Below are 19,242 nucleotides of genomic sequence, written 5' to 3'. Positions count from 1 at the left end.
GAAGCGGCGCTGCTGCGTGCGGCGGAGTGCTGCGGGCTCGGAGACCCGCGCGCCAGCAGCGCTTTGATTTTCCGCACTGCACCAGGTTTCCAAACACGGCTAGGCGCAGCTCATGATCTTGCCATTGAAGCGCGCGCAGGGGGCGGCGTAGAGCTTGTGGCCGAGGGAGAGGTAGCGCTCGCGCAGGTGGTCGCGGTGTTCATTGATGACCTGCACCCAGGGGCTGCGCCGCATGGCAAAGGCGGGCTCGGTGGCCAGATTCGCCAGGTCCTGATCCCGGCCCAGGAAGTGGCCGAGGCGGCGCGCGCGGCGGATGCGCCGCTCCGAACCGCGGAGCTGCGGCAGCGCCAGGGACTGGAAGTAGAGATCCTTCACGCGATGCCGCCAGCGGTGCAGGGTGCGTTTGTCCGTGGTCTCAAACGCCTGCCGCATGAGGTGGCGGCCTTTGCGGTAGCAGCGGGCGTGTTCTTCGAGGATCTGCTCCTCCGTCAGCGACTCGATGCAGGTGCGCTCGATGAGCTGGCTCATGGCGTGAAGCTGGTGGTGAATGGCGGAGGCGGGGGGCGCCTGCAGCGCCGCGCCCATGAGCTGCGGGCGGTGTTTGGGAGCGAGATGAAAACGACGCGTCAGCTTGTCGATGAGCCTGCATTGCACCACCTGCTCACGATTGCCGGCGCAGGCATTCTTCACGGCGCGCAGGTGCTGCCGCATGGCGTGCAGCGTGTGTGTTTCGATGCCTGCATCCGCCAGGCGGAGCAGAGCCATCATCTTCTTCATGCGCACCCGGAGCTGGTGCGTGGCGCTTTCTTCATAGGAGGACATTCGCCTCACATCATCCTGCGCGCGCTCACAGAGCTGATGCAACAAACGCTTCAACTTCCGGCCCGGCAGGCCCGCGGAGTCATGGCTTTGTTTCATGAACCGGCACTCAGGAGAGCATCCCTCCAGACGGCAAGAAAGAGTTTTTCACATTCGTCTGCAAAGAGTGGCAATAAGTGGGCGGCAGACTGTGAATTGTCTGACTGGCTCAAATCATTGGACTGGCTGTGAGTGTCGTCACATTCGGTTTTTTGGGCGGTCTTTTTTCGAAGCCGGAGGCGGAGTTGCTGAAAACTTTCGTTGATTCGCGTGTCTCCGGTGCCAGCGTGCATGCGTAATCCCGTTTCCAACCCTCATCACTCACACCATGGCCAGCGAAGCAGTCGTCACTCTCACCGAAGCAAATTTTGAATCCGAAATCTCCTCCTCCACCGTGCCGGTGATCGTGGACTTCTGGGCGGAATGGTGCGGACCCTGCCGCATGCTGGGACCGATCCTGGACCAACTGGCGACGGAGCAGGCAGGCAAGGTGAAGGTGGCCAAGGTGAACGTGGACGAGTCTCCAGGCCTCGCCACGCAGTTCAGCGTGACCTCCATTCCGAAGCTGATCTTCTTCAAGGACGGCAAGGTGGTGGACAATGTGGTGGGCGTGCAGTCCAAAGACGCCCTGAGCAAGCGCCTCGCGGCCCTGGCCTGAGTGCTGAATGCCTGAACGTTTTTTTTGAGCAGCCGCTGGTTGGTGCCAGCGGCTGCTTTTTTCATGAGATGGGTTTGGGGGGAGGCTTTGACCGGACCCGCGAACCATCGCGCCAAACCGCCCGGACGGAGATGCTGTCTTCGGTCGCCACAAGGACGGCGAACCTTTTGAATGCCTGCGATGGCATAGACCCGAAGCTTCGGACCCGGCGCAGCGGTTCCCTACCAGCGCTGCGGCACCGCGTCACGCTGGATGGTAGGGATGCGCTGTGCGCGTCCCTGGAATCCTCGTCCCAGCGCGGGCTGCTTTTTGGCACGGAACAAAAAAGAAGGGAGGCGATGGATGACTCCATGCCTCCCTCCTGCTGATGATTTGAGATGAGAGTTACTCGTCGCCGAAGGAGATGCCCACGGCGCGGGAGGCGCGGACGATTTCGCTGTCCTTGCTCACGAGGCGGAGCTGGTGCACGGCCTCCTCGATGGGCACATCGCCCACCTGGTACTGCTGGTAGCTGACCATGCGGCCAAAGCTGCCCTGGGAGATGAGCTCGACGGCCTTGGCGCCAAAGCGCACGCCGAGGATGCGGTCAAGCGCCGTGGGGGCGCCACCGCGCTGGAGATGGCCGAGCGTGCAGGCGCGGGTTTCCTTGCCGGTGTCCTTCTCGATGTGCTTCGCCACGTAGTCGCCGATGCCGCCCAGGCGGTCTTCGCCCTTGGTGCCGACTTTTTCCTTGGTGAGAAGTTCGCCGGTTTCCATGCGTGCGCCCTCAGCCACGACGACGAGGGTGCTGTGGTGGCCGGCGGCATCGCGCTTGCGGATGGCCTTGGCGACGTGATCAAAGTGGAACGGAATTTCGGGAAGCAGGATGACGTCCGCGCCGCCGGCCATGCCGCCGTAGAGGGCGATCCAGCCTGCGTGCCGGCCCATGACTTCCAGCACGATGACGCGCTTGTGGCTTTCCGCCGTGGTGTGCAGGCGGTCCAGAGCATCCACCACAGTGGCGACGGCGGAGTCAAAACCGAAGGAGGTGGCGGTGGCCTGGATGTCATTGTCGATGGTCTTCGGCACGCCGATCACGGGCACGCCCATCTGGTACAATTGCAGGCCGGTGGTGAGGCTGCCGTCTCCGCCCACGACGATGAGCGCGCCCACTTCGAGGTGGCGCAGCGTGGCCTTGGCCTTCTCGACGATTTCAACGGGGACCTGGGAGACATTGCCTTCGCCGACTTTGGCCACGAAATGACCTTTGTTGGTGGTGCCGAGGATGGTGCCGCCGAGTTTCATGATGCCGACGGTCTTTTCGGAGTCGAGCATCATGTAGTCGCCCGGAGGCAGCAGGCCTTCAAAGCCGTCGCGAAAGCCGACGACTTCCCAGCCGAGAGTATGTGCGGCGCCGACGACGCCGTGGATGACCGCATTGAGGCCGGGGCAGTCCCCGCCGCTGTTTAGAATTCCGATTCGCATGATGGTTTGTTTTTTAAAGGGTTTGTTTTTTGGGGTGGAGGGAAGGGGGAAAGGGTTCTGATGAAAATCAGAACTGGTCGAGCATCTGGCGCTTGTCTGTGATGGGGCGGCCCGCCGCCAGCCAGCGGTCATAGGCGGCCCAGCCCTGATGCAGCAGGGTGCGTGCCTCTCCGAAGGGATTGGCGGAACCCAGGAGGACGACGACCATGCGGTGGCGGTAGATGAGGCTGGTGTTGTCCGCCTGCACCTGGACGCTGGAGGGTTTTTCAGCCGAGATGACGACGCAGCCGCCGGAGCGCTGGGTGACGCTGGTTTTCACGCCGTCAATGCGGTCCACGCCGAGCAGTTGATTGGTGCTTTGCAATGTGGCGCTGAGCTGCTGTCCGGCACGGTAGATGGTGATGCTGCGGCTGCTCTGATTGGTGTAGAAGCGCAGCGCGGGGCGGGACACGGCATAGATGGCCAGACGCGCGATGTCAGCGGCCGTGGAGTAGGGCAGGGGGCGGGAGTTTTCCAGGCCGTGGGGATTGGTGAAGTGCGTGGCGCGCGCGCCTTCGCGCTTGGCGAGCTGGTTCATCTGCTTGACGAACTCCTCCATGGGGTGGCCGTTGCGGCCCAGCCGCGCCAGGTGGTCCTTCCCGACGAAGTCACCCAGGGTGATGGCGGCAATGTCGTCGCCCGTCATCATGGTGGCGTAGATGAGGTCACGCAGCGTGGCCTGGTCTCCGGGCTGCAGGCCGATGCTGGTCTGATTGGACATTTGGAAGGCATAGGCGGGCACGGTGGCCAGGACGCCCACGCCCACCTTCGAGGCCTCCGCCCAGTCGAGCGTGACCATGGCGGTGGCGATTTTAGCCATGCCGCCGACAGGGCGCTTTGCGAGCGCGTCCGCGGCGACGTGTACTTTTTTATTGAAGGCGTCAACGACCATCACGGCGGACTGCGCCCGCAGGGCGGCGGCGCCGGTGATGAACGAAAAAGAGATGCCAAGGATCAATGCGCGGGAGCTGAGCCGCGCCATGCTGGGGGAGAACATAGACCTCTGATGTTTAGCTCTGCGCGTCCGTATCGCAACCGTGGATTTCCCTTCGTAATTTTCTAATTTGATTGACGCTGGCGCTGCCGAATTCATGCTCCGCCTTTCCATGGACACACCTCAGCAACAAGCGCTCGCTCTCATCCAGTCTTACTACAGCACTTTCAACTCCGGCGACCGCGCCGCCTTTCTGGCGCTGCTGACTGAAGATGTGGTGCATGACATCAACCAGGGTGGTGCGGAAACGGGACGCGAGGCTTTCAAGGCTTTTCTCGCGCGCATGGACCGCTGCTACCGCGAGCAGGTGCGTGATCTCGTGGTGTTCGCCTCGGAAGACGGCGCCCGCGGCGCGGCGGAGTTTTTCATCGAAGGGGAATACCTTTCCACTGACGAGGGGCTGCCTCCCGCCACCGGGCAGCGCTACCGCCTGCGCGTGGGCGCGTTCTTTGATCTGCAGGAGGGCAAAGTCCGCCGCGTGACGAACTACTACAACCTGGAAGAGTGGCTGCGGCAGGTGGGGGCGTGAGAGAGAAAGAGTACGATGGTCTGGCTGCGCCTGTCTTGCAGAGACTCGGCTCTCCTGACCGTCCATCACCATTCCCGCAGGCACACTGATTCACTCTTTACTGCAAACAAGCGCTGGGCAAACCCATGCCGTTGATGTGGCGGCGTCGGGGGCTTCTTGGGAATGATGGGGGCTGGCGGTAACGCTGAGCGACGGTCAGGAGTGACCATCGTACTTCAGAGGCTTGCCATCACGCCAAACTTACTTGTCAAAGAAGGAGGACTCTTCGCGGTCGCCGACTTTGAGGTAGCGGTAGTACACCTCGAGCTGAAGGGTGCAGAGGCACTGGCGGTAGATGGCATCCGCGGCGTCGCCGGCGGGCCAGTTGGGGCGACCGTGCTTGAAGGAGCCGTCTGCCTGCTGGGCGCTGAGGATCTGCGGGAGGAACTGCTGATTGTAGAACTTCCAGTCGTCTCCGCCCTGCTGGAAGAAGGCCTGGGTGTAGTAGTACCAGCAGTAGAGGTTGCAGTTCTTGTTCCAGTCCAGAGGCTCGGCGGTGATGAATTCGCGCAGGAACTTGATGCCTTTCTTGATCGCGGTGGTCTTGCCCTTGGCCATGGTCTGCAGGCCCAGGATGCCCACGCCGGAGAGGCTCCACTGGTTGTAGTGGGCGTCACGGTTGGTGCCGCCAAAGCCGCCGTCCTTCGTCTGCATGGTTTCCAGGTAGTCGGTCATCTTGCCAATGCAGCTGTGCAGGCCTTCGATTTTCAGGCCGGTGTTCTTGGCGGCCTTGAGCGCCTGGAACTGCCAGCCCACCACGGAGAGGTCGGCGCCGCCAGCTTTGTTGTAAACGATCTGGTCGGGGCCGCCGTAGGCCCAGGCGCCTTTCGGCGTCTGGTTTTCGATGATGGTTTTGACGCCTTTTTCAAAGGCCTCACGCATGCCGGGGAGAGACTTGCTGCCGAGACGCGCGAGGGTGTACATTTCACCGAGCGCATAGGTGGCAATGCCGTGCTCATAGGTGCCGGCGCCGCCGTTGCCGCCGTTGGCCTTGCCCTTCCAGCCGGTTTCGGAAAAGATGCCATAGGGATTCTTTTTGCCGACTTCGAGCAGGAACATGATGCCCTTCATGACGTTGTCGCCGTAGAAGGGGGACTCGGGCGTTTCGCAGCGGCCCAGGAAGCAGAGCAGGGCCAGGCCGGTCATGGCGCACTTGTTGCCACGGCCCCAGGAGCCGTCGGCGTTCTGCTGGGTTTTGAGCCATTCGAGGGAGGCGCTCACCGCGGCCTCACACTCGGGGGTGCCGCCGTTCTGACGCAGTTTTTCCAGACGCTCCTGAGTGGAGCAGCGGCTGCGCATGGAGGGCGGCAGGGTCACGAAGCCATTGGCCGCGCCCATGCCCATGCCTTTGCCAAAGCCACCACCGGCACCGCCGGCGCCGAAGCCACCGCTGGCACCCAAAGCACCACCGCCCATCATGGCGCTGACGTCCGGCATGTCCAGGGAGTCTGGCGGGGCCTCAGGCAGGGTGATGGAGGCATTCGTGCTGGTGCTGACCAGCTTCTTCATGGGCATCTGCTTGTTGATGGTGCTGCGCTTCTTTTGCTGCACCTTGTGCTGCAGATCGGCGCTGGCCTGCGCGCCCTGGGCGGTGCCGCCACCGGGCAGGAAGTCCACCTGCTTGTCCATCACACCCGTGGTGAAGACGATGAAAAGGGCAAGCACACCGAGGCCGGCGTGGATGAGAATGCTCAGCATCAGGGAGCTGGCACCAGCCTTGCGCCACATCTGCACGAACTTGTTGGGCGGAGGACCGGTCTCGATGTGGGTGAGCGCGGGCGGGTGATAGACTTCGCCTTCATGGTGCTCGATGAGCACAGGGGCACCATCAGGATCGTCTGCCGGGACGGCCAGAACGGCTTCAGCGACGGGTGCGGCCGGGATCCCACCGGAGGGCACAGGCATGGCCGGAGCCACGGCGGCAGGCACAGGCATGGCAGCCGCGACGGGCACGGCGGCGCTGGCGGGCTTGGGAGTGGCAGGTGGCGGTGCCGCAGGCGAAGGCGCGGGCGGCGGCGGCATGGCCGGCATGGGCATCTGCGGCATGTAGCCGGGCGGATAGCCTGGCATCTGCGGCGGGTAACCCTGCGGTGGCGGATAACCCTGGGGCATCTGCGGCGGGTAGCCCGGAGGGTAACCACCAGGCATCTGCGGCGGATAGCCCGGAGGGTAGCCACCAGGCATCTGCGGTGGGTAGCCCGGAGGATAGCCACCCGGCATCTGCGGCGGATAGCCCTGGGGCGGCGGATAACCCTGCGGATAGCCCGGCATCTGCGGCGGATAGCCCTGCGGCGGTGGGTAGCCATGCGGCAACGGCTGCGTGGCGCCGGGGTTCGCTGGCGGCTGCGGATTCTGCGGATTTCCTGGCTGCGAGGGGTTCATTTCGAGGAGATGCTGTTGGTCTGCGTCCTATATACACGTTGGCCCGCGCATCCGACAAGATGAATTTGCACAGTCCGTCAACGAACTGCGAAGGAAGAACGGCGGTGACAGGCCTTCAAAAACGCCCCTGAACCCGTTCCGCCGACGCCGGTTGGCGCTGCAGCCCCTCCGGCAAACGGGGGCTGGCTGCCATGGCGGCCTTTTGATCGGGCCAGAAATGCATTTGCACGACGAGGCTCCACCGATAGGATGCGCCACCCATTTCACATGAAAACCGCCCTGTTCCTCCTTTGCGCCGCCGCCGTCGTCCTTTCCTCCACTTCCTGCGGGAAGCACACGTGGAAGGAAACCCAGGTGCTGCATGAAGGCATGCACGAGGCCCACAAAGGCGAAGTGCATGGCAACGCCCACGCTGGCCCCACCGACCACAGCGAGAAAAAGGGCCACTAAGAGCTCCGTCCCATGCGCCGCTATGCCATCCTCGGCCTGCTGGCTCTGGTGACGCTGGGGACTGGCTGCGTGTTTCTCCGCACTTGCTGGGCTCGCATGGCGCCGGCCATTGCCTCCACGGGCGGCAAAGACCTGCACCTCCGCCTTCCGGATGGTGGCAAAACGCACCTGCAAAGGGACAAACGCTGGGCGGATGACCAGCTCGGCACCTCCACCGGCACCCTGGGCAGCCACGGCTGCCTGGTTTCCAGCATTGCCATGGCCTGCTGCGATCTCGGCGTGGAGCTCACCCCCAAGGAACTCAACGAGCGCCTGAAAAAGGCCGATGGCTTCCTGCCTCAAGGCTGGGTGGTCTGGAACGCCATCCCGAAGGTGACGGAGAGCAAGCTCACCGCCGAGTTCCACCCCGCCGCCAGCCACAAGGTGATGGACAAGGCTCTGGAGCAGGGTGCCTACCCCGTGGTGAAATACTTTCTCCTCGGCGGCATCCAGCACTGGTGCATCATCGTGGGCAAGGAGGGCCTGGAATACCTGGCGCGCGACCCGCTGCGTGATGACCCGAAGCCGGTGAAGCTGTCAGAGCTGACGGAAAAGATCTATGCGGTGCGGGTGATCCGGAAGACGGAGTGAGAGTCCGGCCGACCGGGTTCATTCAGTCAGCATGTAGGTCCAGACTTGTTTCCAGCGCTCTGCGTGTTTGGTGAGAATAGCCGAGCCGTGAGCCGTCCTGGCTCCTTCGCTGTCCACGCCCGTGATGGTCACGGCCGGGTAACTGGTATAAAGTATCCGCGCGTGGTGGAAGGGGAGGGCTTCTGAATCCACCTCCGCAGGCGGGACTGAAGCGGCCAGGCCGAGTGCTTTGAGATTGATTAACAACTGCTCCGGCGTGCAGCCCTTGGGATCTTGATGATGATTGAAGGCGAAGAAACGGTCTTTGGGCGTTGCGGATTCCAGCCCATACCAGGCTGCGGGTGCGTTCAGCTTTTGATTGTAATCTTTGGGTGCGCCAAAACACAGCACGCGCGCGACGCGGTGTTTGATCCCGATCAGCGCGGCATGGCCTCCGCCCTGGGATTGACCGGCCACGGCGATGGCTTCCCAGTGGATGGAGCCGTCCGCCTTGAGAAACTGCGCCCAGTTTTCCCTGGGCCGCTTTTCTTGCAGGAACTGGAGCGCTTTGATCAGCCGGCTTTCGATGCATTCCGTCCGCGTAATGGTCAGCTCCTTGCGACCGTCCTGATAGGTGGCATGGCCGCCCTGAATGATGGCCATGCGGAGGTCTTCAAAGCCCTTTGGGTTGCTGTCGCGTGCACAGGCCGAGGCCGGAAGATCATTCGGAAACATGAGCGTGACCACATGATAACCGAGGTCGGCGGCCAGCTTGGAAAAGCCCTGGGCATCGTGCCCCTGGCCACCGGTTCCCGTCAGCCAGAGCAGCAGTTCATGCCGGTCCTGCACGCCATTTGCCTGGGAGCCCGTTACGAGGTCGTGGTTCACATAGATCCAGTGCGGGTCATCGAACTGCTTGATCTGCGGATCGGTCGCGGAGGGGACGATGGGAAAGGTGGTCACCTCCGCATGTGCCACCAGCGCGAGCGCGAGGAGTGCGGTGCCGATGGTTTTCATGAGCGCATTATGGAGACTTGCTTAATCGACTGTCAACAAGGCTGCCGTTCTACCACCTGTGCAGGCCTCGCACAATGATCTTCGTCTTTCCTTGTCTTGAAGGCCACGCAGGAACAACACGGGTGCGTCATCGTCGGCAAAGACGGTCTGGAATACCTCGCGCGTGATCCATTGCGCGATGACAAGGAGCCGGTGAAGCTGCCTGAGCTGACGGAAAAGATTTATGCCGTGCGGGTGGTGCGGAGGGCGGAGTGAGGGAGGCTCGCGCCTGCTATGGAAGACCTGGCGTTTCCCAGGCGGTTTCGAACTCTCCTGATTCGCTGTGCAGCACGATCCTGGCGGGCACCGAAGCAGGATCCTGAGCGGAGGCTCTTTGGAAAAGAGTCCTCGCCACATGGGCTGCTATGATCTGCTGCCTTTCGCGGGCGTCCCTGGCTGTGGCCGCGGTTCCGTCCGGCAGCCGAAACTCGCAGCCGTTCTGCCACTCTTGGATTTCCGCCGTGTGCCCCACGATTGCCCCGAGCAATTCGTCTTCCGGATGCTGTATGTCAGCACGTTCCGTGGGATAGAAATGAACTTCTCCGTGATTTGCGAGCACGTGGATCCACAGGAATTTGATGGCAACGCCTGATCGCAGGTGCTCGGCAATGCACCTGTCAAAAGCCTCAATGAGGCTGCGGTCACTTTCAGCAAGATTGATCATGGCCTGGCGCGATTTGCTTTCCTCGGACCCGTGGCGAGCGGCCCCGCCGGGTGGGAAGGTGGGGGGCAAGTTTGGGCGTGACCGCGCCGGCACGTCCGGCCTAGAATGAACTCAATCTCATGCCGCACACGCAACGCATTCTCAAGACCTGCCTCGGCCTGCTGGCTCTGCTGGGAGGCCTGCCGCTGGCTGCGCAGGAGTTTGACAAAAAAGATCCGCAATGGCGTCTGGACGAGGAGCAGCGCGCCACGGGGCTGATCAATCAGCAGCATGATTTCAGCCCCATTGATGAAGCCTTTGCCCTGAATGAAGCGGCCCTGCTGCGCACCTACTACGGCCGTGCCAAGGCGCGCCAGTTTGGGTATCCGCGCTGGAACACCCCGGAGGAAGTGCAAAAAACGCAGTACACCGAGGAGCAGCGGCGGGAGCTCAATCTGGAGGTGGAACGGCGTGCGCTGGAGCGGCTGCGGCAGATGCCCGGGCTGCCGCGTTTTGTGGGAGACCGCTTCGCCCTGCTGGCGATCATGGGCGGCCAGGACATTGCCAGGAGGGCAGATCTGACCACGCTGCGGGCCATCGGCGATGACGACTGCATTGTGCAACTGGGCCGCTTCCTGTTTGACAGCCGCAACCCGGAGGTGACCGGCCCCATTCCACCCGGACATTTAGGACTGGGCGTCCCCAGCGCGATCAAATACGACGTGGCCGGCGCCCTGCATGCCGTGCTGCGGGAGAGGCCGGGCCTGGCGGCGGAGATCAAGGCGGCGGGCACCCGGCCCGGCTGGTATGAGCGCGCGCAAAGCTGGTGGCTGGAAAACCCCGAGGCCGCGCCCTACCGGCGCAAGCTGGCGGACCTCGGTGTGGTGCTCCCGCCGGGCTACCCGCCCCTGGCCGAGCTGAAAGGGGCCAAAACGGTGCTGACGCCCACCCCTCTGCCTCACTGGTGCCAGGTGTTGCGTGACTTTGAGCTCACGCCGCACAGCGGCCTGTTTCTGATGGCGCTTTTCGGCATCGTGCTCGTCCTGGTGCTGGGACTGGCCGCCCCCAGTAGCAGCCTCTGACCTGAGCGGCGGTCTCCTACTTGGTCATGGTCTTTCATGCCATGATCATGCCATGATGTGGTAAAAAACAGGTCTTTCATTCCGCGGGCGAAGCCTCTCTGCCTGGAAGCCTTCGAATCAAGCGCCTCGGAGAAATTGGGGATTCCATTCAACGCGGCACCCTGAAACAGGATTCACAGGATGATGCAGGATTCATCGAGGGCGTGCCTGCACGGCCCGCCGCAGGTGGGGGGAGAGATCGGCGGCCTGGAAGGCCAGCGCCTTGCGCAGGCCCACGCGCACCATCATCAGGCACAGGAGCGCCACGGCGGTGGTGGGTTTCCAGTCTTTGAGCTGCGGTTTGAGGGAGGTGAGGAAGGCGTGAACTTCGGGGCGGTTGAGCTGCCATGGAATGATGAAGCCAAAGCTGAGGACCATGAGGACGAGCAGGATGTAGAAGCTCTTTTTGTCCCGCCACTCACGCGTGGCTTCCTTACCTTCGGCGCTGGGATCCGCGCGCAGGGCCGGGGAACAGAAGGCCAGCAGAGACAAGATGAGCGGCACCATCCAGTAAGAACTCCGCGACACCCAAACCACACCGAGGCCGGAGAGGACGGCCATGACGTCGAGGAATTTGTTCCGTAGCGACCGGTCGGTTTCGTCTTCGACGATAGGATCGGCGCACAGGGAGGGGGAGCAGGAGATCAGGACGGAGCCGATGAGCAGCGCCAGCCAGTAAGAACTCCACCACTCATGAACCACCGTGAGATAACAGAGCATCAAAGACAGCGGCCCGAACACAGCAGCGGCGATCTTCGCGGTGCGCATGGCGGTGGAGCGTGTCATGGGATGGGAATGTGGGGAGGAGTGTGGGATGGGCAAGAATGTTTCCCGCGGGCTGAAGGCCCGCCGGAGTCAGCCCGGGGCGCAGGCGCGCAGCGACAAGCCCTGGGTTATGAATGCCCCAGGATTCGTTTTCAAGGATGCGCTCTGAAGGAACGCGGGAAAGGCGGCGCGGGCGCGCACAGATGGGCTGCCATGCCAGGGCGCTCTGGGCCATGTGATCCCTCTCCCGCGCTCCTTCAGAGCGCGACCTTCGGCGGGGTGGGAATTTTCATGCGTGACCCAGGGCTTGCTGCGCTGCGCCCTGGGCTGAATCCTGCGGGCCTTCAGCCCGCTGCGTTGGGACATGGCTTCGGACAAAAGGGAAGGTTTCCGGTGTCGTGATGTTCGATCAATGCGCGCGCCAGGAGCAAACATTGTCCCGCCACGTTTTGGGATCACGATCCGGACCGGAGGAGTACACCAGCACGTGCAATGGCAGCATCTCAGGCGGCGGATGGGATTTGCTCTTCGCCGCATGCTCTGAGTTTGACTGATCCGCTCCGAATTCAGGATTGGCGATCTGGTCATCCTTGTTGGTGTCGAGAATGATGTGGAAAGGCTCGCACCAGTAGTCGCTGAGCACCCATTCCGTGCCATCCTGCCAGAGACCGTGCCTGTGTCCTTTGGCTTTGCGGAACTCGTCGTATCTGACCTCTTGTGGATTGAGCATCGAGATGTTTTCTCCCAGCAAGACCTGCAGCAGCACTCCGCGGGAGCGTGTTTGAAAGTCTTCAGTGGGCTTGCCATTCTGCGGAATTGGGAAGTGGTGATAGTCGACCTCGTAGGAATGGAGGGCAGTCTTTAAAGCTCTGATGTCGCCTCTAACGCTGACCGTGTGGCTGCCTGAGTCCGTTATGTATGAAGAATAATGGATGATGAGGAGCACAAACATCCCCAGGACAACGGCTGCAGCGATCAGCATGCCCTTTCCCAGGCGAGCATATCCTGCCATGCGGTCACTACGCACTTGATCACTCATGCCACTATTTTAGCTGCACGAGCCATCCGCTGTCGAGCTTCCGCCTACGGCGGCGTGTCGTAGCGCGAATGTGCGGACTTGCCGGCCTGTGCGGGGAGGGGCATCTGTGCCGCTATCGCGACAGGGGCTGCCTTAACGCGACCGCCAGGAGCAGGGGTTGTCGTGCCACGTTTTGGGATCGCGATCTTTGCCTGCGGAATAGACAATGATGGTCAATGGCAGCTCCGCAGGGGAGGGGAATTTTTCGCGCTTTCGATATTCCGGATCAGACCTGTCGGCGGCACATTCCGGGTTGGCGATCCTGCCGTCTCCGTTGGTGTCGAGGGTGATGTAGTAGGGCTCGCCCCAGGCGTCGCTGATCACCCATTCGGCTCCGTCCTGCCACTGGCCGCCCTTGCGGTCCGTGGCCTGGGGGAAGTCGATGAACTTGATGCTCTTGGGATTGAGCGGGCCCTCTTTGCCCAAAAGCGCCGGCACCACAGGGCCGCGAGTGCGCAGGGAAACATCGGGGCCGTGCCAGTCGGATTCCGGGATGGGAAAGTGCCCGTACTCGGTTTCATACGATGCCACAGCGCCTGCGATGGCTTTAAAAATGGTCTGAGGATGGAGCTTCTTGTGCCCTTTGCCGAAAAAGATTTCCAGGCCCTGGGGCAGCATGATGACCCCTGCGATGGTCCCCGCGATGACCAGAAGCCAGAGGCAGCCATTCTTTTTCAGGTCGAGGGGGTCATGGTACGGAGTGCCCTGGCTCATGTCCCCGTTTTAACCGGAAGGAGCTTGGGTTGTCGAGTTTTGAATGGACGCAGACGGCTCGTGGTCCTGTCACAAACTACTTCGTAAAACCCGGCGGCTGATTGTCCTCCCACGTGGCTGGATTTTCATCCGCTCCTGGCCTGTGCGTTCCTCTCCCGCGCTCCTTCAGAGCGCGACCTTCGGCGGGGAGGGAAATTTTCATGCGTGACCCAGGGCTTGCTGCGCTGCGCCCTGGGCTGAATCCTGCGGGCCTTCAGCCCGCTGCGTTGGGACATGGCTTCGGATAGAAGGGAAGGTTTCCGGTATCGCGATTTCGATCAACGCGGGTACCACGAACAAACATTGTCGTGCCATGTCTTCGGATCGCGATCCGGGCCTGAGGAGTAAATGAGTATTTCCAAAGGCAGTGTTTTGGGCGGTGAAGAGGCCTGGCCCCGTTTCTCATAGTCTGGGGCCGGCGGGTCCGCGCCGTATTCAGGATTGGCGATCTGGTGGTCATTGTTGGTATCGAGCACGATGTAATATGGCTCGCCCCAGGGGTCGCTGAGCACCAGTTCACTGCCGTCCTGCCAGGTGCCGGATTTGTGGTTCTGGGCTTTAGGTAGGACGATGTATCTGATGTCTTTGGGGTTCATCTGCATTTTGCCTTGCGGAGCGTTTTCATTGCCGATGAGCATGGGCAGTATCTGGCCTCGCGAACGCGTCGAGATGTCCTTGCCGTCCGCAGCGGACAAGACGGAGGATGAAAGGGGATAGCGGTTGTAATCCACATCGTATACTTGAATGGCGTACCGAAGGTCTTTGATCTGCGCCTGTGTTCGCCCGTATTCACCAGTCGGGTAGTCCGTAAGGAACCACCGGGGCAAAACAAAGATAAGGCAAAACAAGATTACAACAACCCCACCCACAACTGTAGCGATTACGATCCAGCTCAAGGGTAGGCGATCGTCTGGGGCGGACTCTTTCATACCGCCGTTTTACCCGACAGAGCCTCTCTCTGTCGAGTTCAGAATACCACCCGCGCAGCACCTCACTGGCACTCGCCTCACTTCACCAACGCCGCAGCGGCCACCAGCGTCTCTTCATTCACAATCTTCCCGGTGAGGTCGGGTTTGCAGTCGGACTTGAGTTCGTCGCGGAACTTTTTGATGAAGCTTTGGGTGGGCCAGGAGGCGGCTTCGCCGAAGGCGCAGATGGTCTTGCCTTCGATCTGGTTGGCCACGGTCTCCAGGGTGTCCACGTCATCGGGGCTGGCGTCGCCGCCCACGATGCGGTCGCTGATTTTCTTCATCCACAGGCTGCCTTCGCGGCAGGGGGTGCACTGGCCGCAGGACTCGTGCGCGTAGAAGGCGTTGAGGTTGTTGATGACCCAGGTCATGCTGCGGCTGTCGTCCATGATGATGACACCGCCGGAGCCGGCCATGGTGCCGCACTGGGCCATGGTGTCGAAGTCCATGGGGATGTCCATGATGCCGAGCTCGCGGCCGTCCTTGAGCTTGTACTTTTCATCGGCACGCAGCACCTTGGAGGAACTGCCGCCGGGGATGATGGCTTTCAATTTGCGCCCGGGCTTGAGGCCACCGCAGAGATCGTTGATGACCTCTCCCATGGTGACTTTGCCGACTTCGACTTCATAGTAGCCGGGCTTCTGCACGTCGCCGCTCACGCAGAGGATGCGGGTGCCGGTGTTGTTCGGCGTGCCGAGCTTGGCGTACTCCGCGCCGCCCATCTCGAGGATGTGCTTCACGTGGCAGAGGGATTCCACATTGTTCACGATGGTGGGGCTCATGTAGAGGCCCAGCGCCGCGGGGAAATAGGGTGGCTTGATGCGCGGGTAGGGGCGCTTGCCTTCGAGGGATTCGATGAGGCCGGTTTCCTCGCCGCAGATGTAGGCGCCCGCGCCGCGGTGCACGTAGATCTCGCAGTCAAAGCCGGAGCCGAGGATGTTCTTGCCGAGGAAGCCTTTTTCGTGCGCTTCAGCGATGGCCTTTTCGAGAATCTTCGCGGCGTAGGGGAACTCCTCGCGCACATAGATGTAGGAGAGTTTTGCGCCGACGGCGAAGCAGGCGATGGTCATGCCTTCGATCAGCTGATGCGGATCTTGATGCATGATGTAGCGGTCCTTGAAGGTGCCGGGCTCGGATTCGTCCGCGTTGCAGATGAGATAGACCGGCTTCGTGTTCGTGGGCGGAATAAAGCCCCACTTCACACCGGTGGGGAAGCCCGCACCGCCACGGCCGCGCAGTCCGCTGGCCTTCACCTCATTGGTGATGGCGCTGCGCTCCATCTTGAAGGCCTTTTTAAGCTGCTCATACCCGCCATTCTCCAGGTAACACTCGATGGACGGATTGTATCCGGCGCGGTCGATGTTCTTGAAGATCAGGCGCTTTTCACGCGCATGGGGTTCTTTGCCGGGAAGGTACTGGACAGGGGAGGCCATGGGGCCAGTATCCGAGTGTGAATAAGCTGGGCAACTGGGATTTGTGAAAAATTTCACAAGCGGGGAGAGGAAATGACGAAACCAGAATGAGGAATGACGAAGGGCGGGAGGCATGAGCCAAGCTGCCGGATAGGTCTTATAAGATCTATTTTCTGGAAAGCTTGGCACCCTGAGCGCTGTACTTTGGGGGTGCGCCTCTCCGCCTCCAGCTCCCTGTGCCTGTCCCTGCTTCTCCTCGCAGCGGGGGGCGTGGCTGTGGCTAAGAAGGACGAAGGGCCGAAGCCGGTGCCGTGGTCCTTTGCGCCGCTGAAGCGCGGGCCGCTGCCGAAGGTGAAGGACAGCGCGTGGCCGCAGACGCGCATTGATTACTATATTCTCGCGAAGATGGAGGCGGCAGGGCTGAAGCCTGCGCCGCGGGCGGAGGAGCGGGTGCTGCAGCGGAGGCTGGCTTTTGATCTGACGGGGCTGCCGCCGGTGGCGGAGGGGGCCGGACGGGCCAGGAATGGCCCGGGTACTTCAGATGCCGCCCTCACCGACTGGGGACGCACGGTGGACGCCACGCTGCGCAGCCCGCACTACGGGGAGCGCTGGGCGCGGCACTGGCTGGACCTGGCGCGCTATGCGGATGAAACGCCGAACTGGCTGGACTCCACCAAGTACTCCTACCTCTACCGCGACTGGGTGGTGCAGGCGCTGAACGAGGACATGCCGTATGACCGTTTCGTGCTGCGTCAGCTGGCCACGGATTTCCTTCCTGACTCGAAGCCGCAGGACCGCGTGGCGCTGGGCTTCCTGGGCCTGAGCCCCACGTATTTCAAGGAGCTGCAGCTCCCGCCGGAGATCATCAAGACGACGGTGGCGGATGAATGGGAGGAGCATGTGGATGCGATCGGCCGCACCTTCCTGGGCCTCACGCTGGCCTGTGCGCGCTGCCATGATCACAAGTCCGACCCCATCAGTGCGCAGGATTATTATGCGCTGGCCGGTGTCTTCGCCTCCGTGAAGATCTCCGAGCTGCCGACGATGAAGGACGAACTGTGGAAGCCCGTGGCCAAGGCGCGTGCGGATGTGGCATCGCTGGAAAAACAGATCGCCGACCTGAAGAAGAAAAAGCCCGCGGACCTGGCGAAGCAGATGCAGGACTGCGAGGCGAAGATCACCGCCATCAAGAGTGGCACGCCGCATTTCAACATGCCGATGGCGAATGCCGTGGAAGAGGCCGCGCTGTATGTGGTGAACAAGGAGAAGGAGCACGGCACCAAGCTGGACTACAAGATGGGCATGGCACGCGACCTGGAGCTGATGAAGCGCGGGAATCCGAACGACCTGGGCGATGTGGTGCCGCGCCGCTTCCTTTCCGCCTTCCCGTCCAGGAGCGGCCAGCCGCGCAAGTTCACCACCGGCAGCGGCCGCCTGGAGCTGGCGCAGGCGATTGTGGAAGATGCCGCGCCTCTGACCGCGCGTGTGATCGTGAATCGTGTGTGGAAGCACCACTTCGGCCGTGGCTTGGTGGATACGCCGAGCGAATTTGGCAACCTCGGCGAAGCGCCCACGCATGCGGAACTGCTGGATGATCTCGCGGGCCGCTTCATAGAGCACGGCTGGTCGCTGAAGTGGCTGCATCGTGAGATTCTGAATTCCGCCACCTGGCAGCAGAGCAGCATGGCCGCTGAGTCCGAGCAGCGCGATCCGGAGAACAAGCTCTACGCCCGCATGCTGCGCCGCCGGCTCGACTGGGAATCCTGGCGCGATGCGATTCTGAGCGCGACGGGGCAGCTCGATCTCAAGCTCGGTGGTCCGGCGTCATCCATCAGCGCTCCCGCCAACGTGCGTCGCTCTCTTTACGGCGCGGCCGACCGTCAGGACATGGACCCGATGCTGCGCATCCACGACGTGCCCGATCCCGGCGCGCACAACCCCTGGCGCACGGAGACCATCACGCCGTTGCAGGGGTTGTTTGCACTGAATTCCCCCTTCATGCAGCAGCAGTCCGAAGTGCTGGGGAAGTGGGCCATGCAGCATCGTGTGGAGGAAGTGTATGCGCGCCTCTTTGGCCGTGCGCCGAGTGCGCGTGAAGCCGAAGTGGCGAAGGCGTTTGTCAGCGGCCGGGAGAAGGATGCCGCGGTGTGGGCGCAGTATGCGCAGGCGCTGCTGGCGGGGAATGAGATGCTGTTTGTGGATTAAGAGGGCATGGCACGCCCAGCAGGGTAGGGAGGGCTGTCCCCAGCCCTCCGCGAGAGCGAGGAGAATGAGCGAGCGCTGACCGGCAGCACCGGAGTCCAGCGGGTGCAGCATGCGGAGAGTGATGCCCTACCTGGGTATTTGCAACACAACAGACCCGGCGGCTTGAGGACAAGCCGCCCTACCCGCGCTGGGTACTCGCGCGCCCAGCGCGGAGGTAGGGAGGGCTGTCCTCAGCCCTCCGCGAAAGCGAGGAGAATGAGCAAGTCGCTGACCGGCGGCACCGGAGTCCGTATTAGCTCCTTGCATACCACCGCTCAAACAGCACTGTCATCCCATGCAGGGCGCTGATCGGCCGGATCGGAAAAAACTTCATCACGACGTGCCTCATTGGATCGAAGACGGCTCATTGTTTTTTGTCACCGTGAACTGTTCGGAAAGAGGGACAGATCAGCTCACTCTGCCCGCCGTCGCTGAAGGATTGTTGGATGCTGCGCGGTTCTACCACGACCAGCGGAAGTGGCACATCACGCTCTGGCTTCTCATGCCGGATCATGTGCATGCACTGCTGAGTTTTTCGCGACAGGTTGTGATGGAAGATTTGTTCAAAAGCTGGAAACGCTACACCGCGCGGCAATTCGGAATTGTGTGGCAGGACGGTTTCTTTGATCATCGCTTGCGTGATGGCCATGAGGAAAACGCCAAGCATCATTACATCCGGCAGAATCCCGTGCGGAAAGGGCTGTGCGCCAGCCCCGAGGAATGGCCGCATCAATGGCGATGTTCCAGAGAAGGTTTGTTGATTCGTGGCTGATTTGATATTGCAGGGAACGATGCACGGTGTCCGACCCGGGTGTTTGCAACACAACAGACCCGGCGGCTTGGGGACAAGCCGCCCTACCCGCGCTGAGTACTCGCGCGCCCAGCGCGGGGTAGGGAGGGCTGTCCTCAGCCCTCCGCGAGAGCGAGGAGAATGAGCAAGCGCTGACCGGCAGCAACGGAGTCCAGCGGGTGCAGCATGCGGAGATCGATGCCCTACCTGTGCAGTCGCAACCCGCCAGACCCGGCGGCTTGAGGACAAGCCGCCCTAGTGTGCTTGGCATGAACATGAACTAATCAGATGAAAGGAACTGATCGGAAGCGATGGAAGCTAACCGTAGCCGAAGGACAAGGCAGCGGCCGCGAGGCCGTGGCTGAAAGAAGTCCGAGGCAAACTCTCGAC

Annotated in this window: 19 protein-coding genes; 8 read left to right on the top strand and 11 right to left on the bottom strand. The window is 62.0% G+C overall.

From position 1 onward, the window contains the following. Positions 1-99: 99 nt before the first annotated feature. Complete coding sequence (locus ACILSQ_RS31140; RefSeq protein WP_395747616.1) at positions 100-918, bottom strand: CHAD domain-containing protein; 819 nt, start codon at positions 916-918, stop codon at positions 100-102. Between the two features lie 268 nt (positions 919-1,186). On the opposite strand from ACILSQ_RS31140, the gene trxA reads away from it, so the two are divergent. After that, positions 1,187-1,516, top strand: coding sequence for a thioredoxin (gene trxA, locus ACILSQ_RS31135; protein ID WP_395747615.1), 330 nt, complete (start codon positions 1,187-1,189; stop codon positions 1,514-1,516). A gap of 384 nt (positions 1,517-1,900) precedes the next feature. Here the strand turns inward: trxA and ACILSQ_RS31130 are convergent, their stop codons facing one another. After that, positions 1,901-2,980 carry a 6-phosphofructokinase gene (locus ACILSQ_RS31130; protein ID WP_395747614.1) on the bottom strand — a complete coding sequence of 360 codons (1,080 nt, stop codon included), beginning with the start codon at positions 2,978-2,980 and terminating at the stop codon, positions 1,901-1,903. A 67-nt stretch (positions 2,981-3,047) separates the two neighbouring features. Beyond that, entirely contained in the window at positions 3,048-4,016 is a 969-nt protein-coding gene (locus ACILSQ_RS31125) for a D-alanyl-D-alanine carboxypeptidase family protein (RefSeq protein ID WP_395747613.1), read from the bottom strand. Positions 4,017-4,110: 94 nt separating this feature from the next. Between ACILSQ_RS31125 and ACILSQ_RS31120 the strand changes: the two genes are divergently transcribed. Beyond that, positions 4,111-4,542 carry a ketosteroid isomerase-related protein gene (locus ACILSQ_RS31120; RefSeq protein ID WP_395747612.1) on the top strand — a complete coding sequence of 144 codons (432 nt, stop codon included), beginning with the start codon at positions 4,111-4,113 and terminating at the stop codon, positions 4,540-4,542. Between the two features lie 240 nt (positions 4,543-4,782). On the opposite strand, the gene ACILSQ_RS31115 is transcribed toward ACILSQ_RS31120, so the two are convergent. Continuing rightward, positions 4,783-6,963: a prenyltransferase/squalene oxidase repeat-containing protein gene (locus ACILSQ_RS31115; protein WP_395747611.1), complete on the bottom strand. Its 2,181-nt coding sequence runs from the start codon at positions 6,961-6,963 to the stop codon at positions 4,783-4,785. Positions 6,964-7,230: 267 nt separating this feature from the next. On the opposite strand from ACILSQ_RS31115, the gene ACILSQ_RS31110 reads away from it, so the two are divergent. Together ACILSQ_RS31110 and ACILSQ_RS31105 are read left to right on the top strand one after the other, a co-directional pair. Continuing rightward, the gene (locus ACILSQ_RS31110; protein ID WP_395747610.1) at positions 7,231-7,413 is read left to right on the top strand and encodes a hypothetical protein; all 183 of its coding nucleotides are present in this window, start codon (positions 7,231-7,233) and stop codon (positions 7,411-7,413) included. Between the two features lie 12 nt (positions 7,414-7,425). Further along, positions 7,426-8,043 (top strand): hypothetical protein, encoded by a 618-nt coding sequence (locus ACILSQ_RS31105; protein WP_395747609.1) that lies wholly within the window; start codon positions 7,426-7,428, stop codon positions 8,041-8,043. An 18-nt stretch (positions 8,044-8,061) separates the two neighbouring features. Here the strand turns inward: ACILSQ_RS31105 and ACILSQ_RS31100 are convergent, their stop codons facing one another. Beyond that, entirely contained in the window at positions 8,062-9,039 is a 978-nt protein-coding gene (locus tag ACILSQ_RS31100; protein WP_395747608.1) for a BPSS1187 family protein, read from the bottom strand. Between the two features lie 96 nt (positions 9,040-9,135). Between ACILSQ_RS31100 and ACILSQ_RS31095 the strand changes: the two genes are divergently transcribed. Further along, positions 9,136-9,294 (top strand): hypothetical protein, encoded by a 159-nt coding sequence (locus ACILSQ_RS31095; RefSeq protein WP_395747607.1) that lies wholly within the window; start codon positions 9,136-9,138, stop codon positions 9,292-9,294. Positions 9,295-9,310: 16 nt separating this feature from the next. Here the strand turns inward: ACILSQ_RS31095 and ACILSQ_RS31090 are convergent, their stop codons facing one another. Next, positions 9,311-9,742, bottom strand: coding sequence for a hypothetical protein (locus ACILSQ_RS31090; protein WP_395747606.1), 432 nt, complete (start codon positions 9,740-9,742; stop codon positions 9,311-9,313). A 119-nt stretch (positions 9,743-9,861) separates the two neighbouring features. Between ACILSQ_RS31090 and ACILSQ_RS31085 the strand changes: the two genes are divergently transcribed. Next, a complete protein-coding gene (locus tag ACILSQ_RS31085) occupies positions 9,862-10,803 on the top strand; it encodes a hypothetical protein (protein WP_395747605.1) in 942 nt (313 codons plus the stop codon). A 192-nt stretch (positions 10,804-10,995) separates the two neighbouring features. On the opposite strand, the gene ACILSQ_RS31080 is transcribed toward ACILSQ_RS31085, so the two are convergent. From ACILSQ_RS31080 to nuoF, 5 genes are all read right to left on the bottom strand, one after another. Then, complete coding sequence (locus ACILSQ_RS31080; protein WP_395747604.1) at positions 10,996-11,628, bottom strand: hypothetical protein; 633 nt, start codon at positions 11,626-11,628, stop codon at positions 10,996-10,998. A gap of 388 nt (positions 11,629-12,016) precedes the next feature. Further along, entirely contained in the window at positions 12,017-12,646 is a 630-nt protein-coding gene (locus tag ACILSQ_RS31075; RefSeq protein WP_395747603.1) for a hypothetical protein, read from the bottom strand. A 132-nt stretch (positions 12,647-12,778) separates the two neighbouring features. Continuing rightward, the gene (locus tag ACILSQ_RS31070) at positions 12,779-13,399 is read right to left on the bottom strand and encodes a hypothetical protein (RefSeq protein WP_395747602.1); all 621 of its coding nucleotides are present in this window, start codon (positions 13,397-13,399) and stop codon (positions 12,779-12,781) included. Between the two features lie 317 nt (positions 13,400-13,716). After that, positions 13,717-14,334, bottom strand: a complete 618-nt coding sequence (locus ACILSQ_RS31065; RefSeq protein ID WP_395747601.1) for a hypothetical protein — start codon at positions 14,332-14,334, stop codon at positions 13,717-13,719. Positions 14,335-14,444: 110 nt separating this feature from the next. After that, positions 14,445-15,839 (bottom strand): NADH-quinone oxidoreductase subunit NuoF, encoded by a 1,395-nt coding sequence (gene nuoF / locus ACILSQ_RS31060; protein ID WP_395747600.1) that lies wholly within the window; start codon positions 15,837-15,839, stop codon positions 14,445-14,447. A 189-nt stretch (positions 15,840-16,028) separates the two neighbouring features. On the opposite strand from nuoF, the gene ACILSQ_RS31055 reads away from it, so the two are divergent. After that, positions 16,029-18,023: a DUF1549 and DUF1553 domain-containing protein gene (locus ACILSQ_RS31055; protein WP_395747599.1), complete on the top strand. Its 1,995-nt coding sequence runs from the start codon at positions 16,029-16,031 to the stop codon at positions 18,021-18,023. 334 nt (positions 18,024-18,357) lie between these two features. Beyond that, positions 18,358-18,834, top strand: coding sequence for an REP-associated tyrosine transposase (locus ACILSQ_RS31050; RefSeq protein WP_395747598.1), 477 nt, complete (start codon positions 18,358-18,360; stop codon positions 18,832-18,834). Positions 18,835-19,242: the final 408 nt, after the last annotated feature.

The organism is Prosthecobacter sp. (assembly GCF_044227185.1).
Taxonomy (GTDB): domain Bacteria; phylum Verrucomicrobiota; class Verrucomicrobiia; order Verrucomicrobiales; family Verrucomicrobiaceae; genus Prosthecobacter.
This window is presented reverse-complemented; position numbering and strand designations above follow the sequence as displayed.

What these genes read in the sequence shown, in the direction of transcription:
- ACILSQ_RS31130 (WP_395747614.1), bottom strand. Translation starts at nt 2,980, where the DNA reads ATGCGAATCGGAATTCTAAACAGCGGCGGGGACTGCCCCGGCCTCAAT.
- ACILSQ_RS31050 (WP_395747598.1), top strand. Translation starts at nt 18,358, where the DNA reads ATGCAGGGCGCTGATCGGCCGGATCGGAAAAAACTTCATCACGACGTG.
- ACILSQ_RS31110 (WP_395747610.1), top strand. Translation starts at nt 7,231, where the DNA reads ATGAAAACCGCCCTGTTCCTCCTTTGCGCCGCCGCCGTCGTCCTTTCC.
- ACILSQ_RS31125 (WP_395747613.1), bottom strand. Translation starts at nt 4,016, where the DNA reads ATGTTCTCCCCCAGCATGGCGCGGCTCAGCTCCCGCGCATTGATCCTT.
- ACILSQ_RS31140 (WP_395747616.1), bottom strand. Translation starts at nt 918, where the DNA reads ATGAAACAAAGCCATGACTCCGCGGGCCTGCCGGGCCGGAAGTTGAAG.
- nuoF (WP_395747600.1), bottom strand. Translation starts at nt 15,839, where the DNA reads ATGGCCTCCCCTGTCCAGTACCTTCCCGGCAAAGAACCCCATGCGCGT.
- ACILSQ_RS31080 (WP_395747604.1), bottom strand. Translation starts at nt 11,628, where the DNA reads ATGACACGCTCCACCGCCATGCGCACCGCGAAGATCGCCGCTGCTGTG.
- ACILSQ_RS31120 (WP_395747612.1), top strand. Translation starts at nt 4,111, where the DNA reads ATGCTCCGCCTTTCCATGGACACACCTCAGCAACAAGCGCTCGCTCTC.
- trxA (WP_395747615.1), top strand. Translation starts at nt 1,187, where the DNA reads ATGGCCAGCGAAGCAGTCGTCACTCTCACCGAAGCAAATTTTGAATCC.
- ACILSQ_RS31075 (WP_395747603.1), bottom strand. Translation starts at nt 12,646, where the DNA reads ATGAGTGATCAAGTGCGTAGTGACCGCATGGCAGGATATGCTCGCCTG.
- ACILSQ_RS31090 (WP_395747606.1), bottom strand. Translation starts at nt 9,742, where the DNA reads ATGATCAATCTTGCTGAAAGTGACCGCAGCCTCATTGAGGCTTTTGAC.
- ACILSQ_RS31085 (WP_395747605.1), top strand. Translation starts at nt 9,862, where the DNA reads ATGCCGCACACGCAACGCATTCTCAAGACCTGCCTCGGCCTGCTGGCT.
- ACILSQ_RS31105 (WP_395747609.1), top strand. Translation starts at nt 7,426, where the DNA reads ATGCGCCGCTATGCCATCCTCGGCCTGCTGGCTCTGGTGACGCTGGGG.
- ACILSQ_RS31100 (WP_395747608.1), bottom strand. Translation starts at nt 9,039, where the DNA reads ATGAAAACCATCGGCACCGCACTCCTCGCGCTCGCGCTGGTGGCACAT.
- ACILSQ_RS31070 (WP_395747602.1), bottom strand. Translation starts at nt 13,399, where the DNA reads ATGAGCCAGGGCACTCCGTACCATGACCCCCTCGACCTGAAAAAGAAT.
- ACILSQ_RS31115 (WP_395747611.1), bottom strand. Translation starts at nt 6,963, where the DNA reads ATGAACCCCTCGCAGCCAGGAAATCCGCAGAATCCGCAGCCGCCAGCG.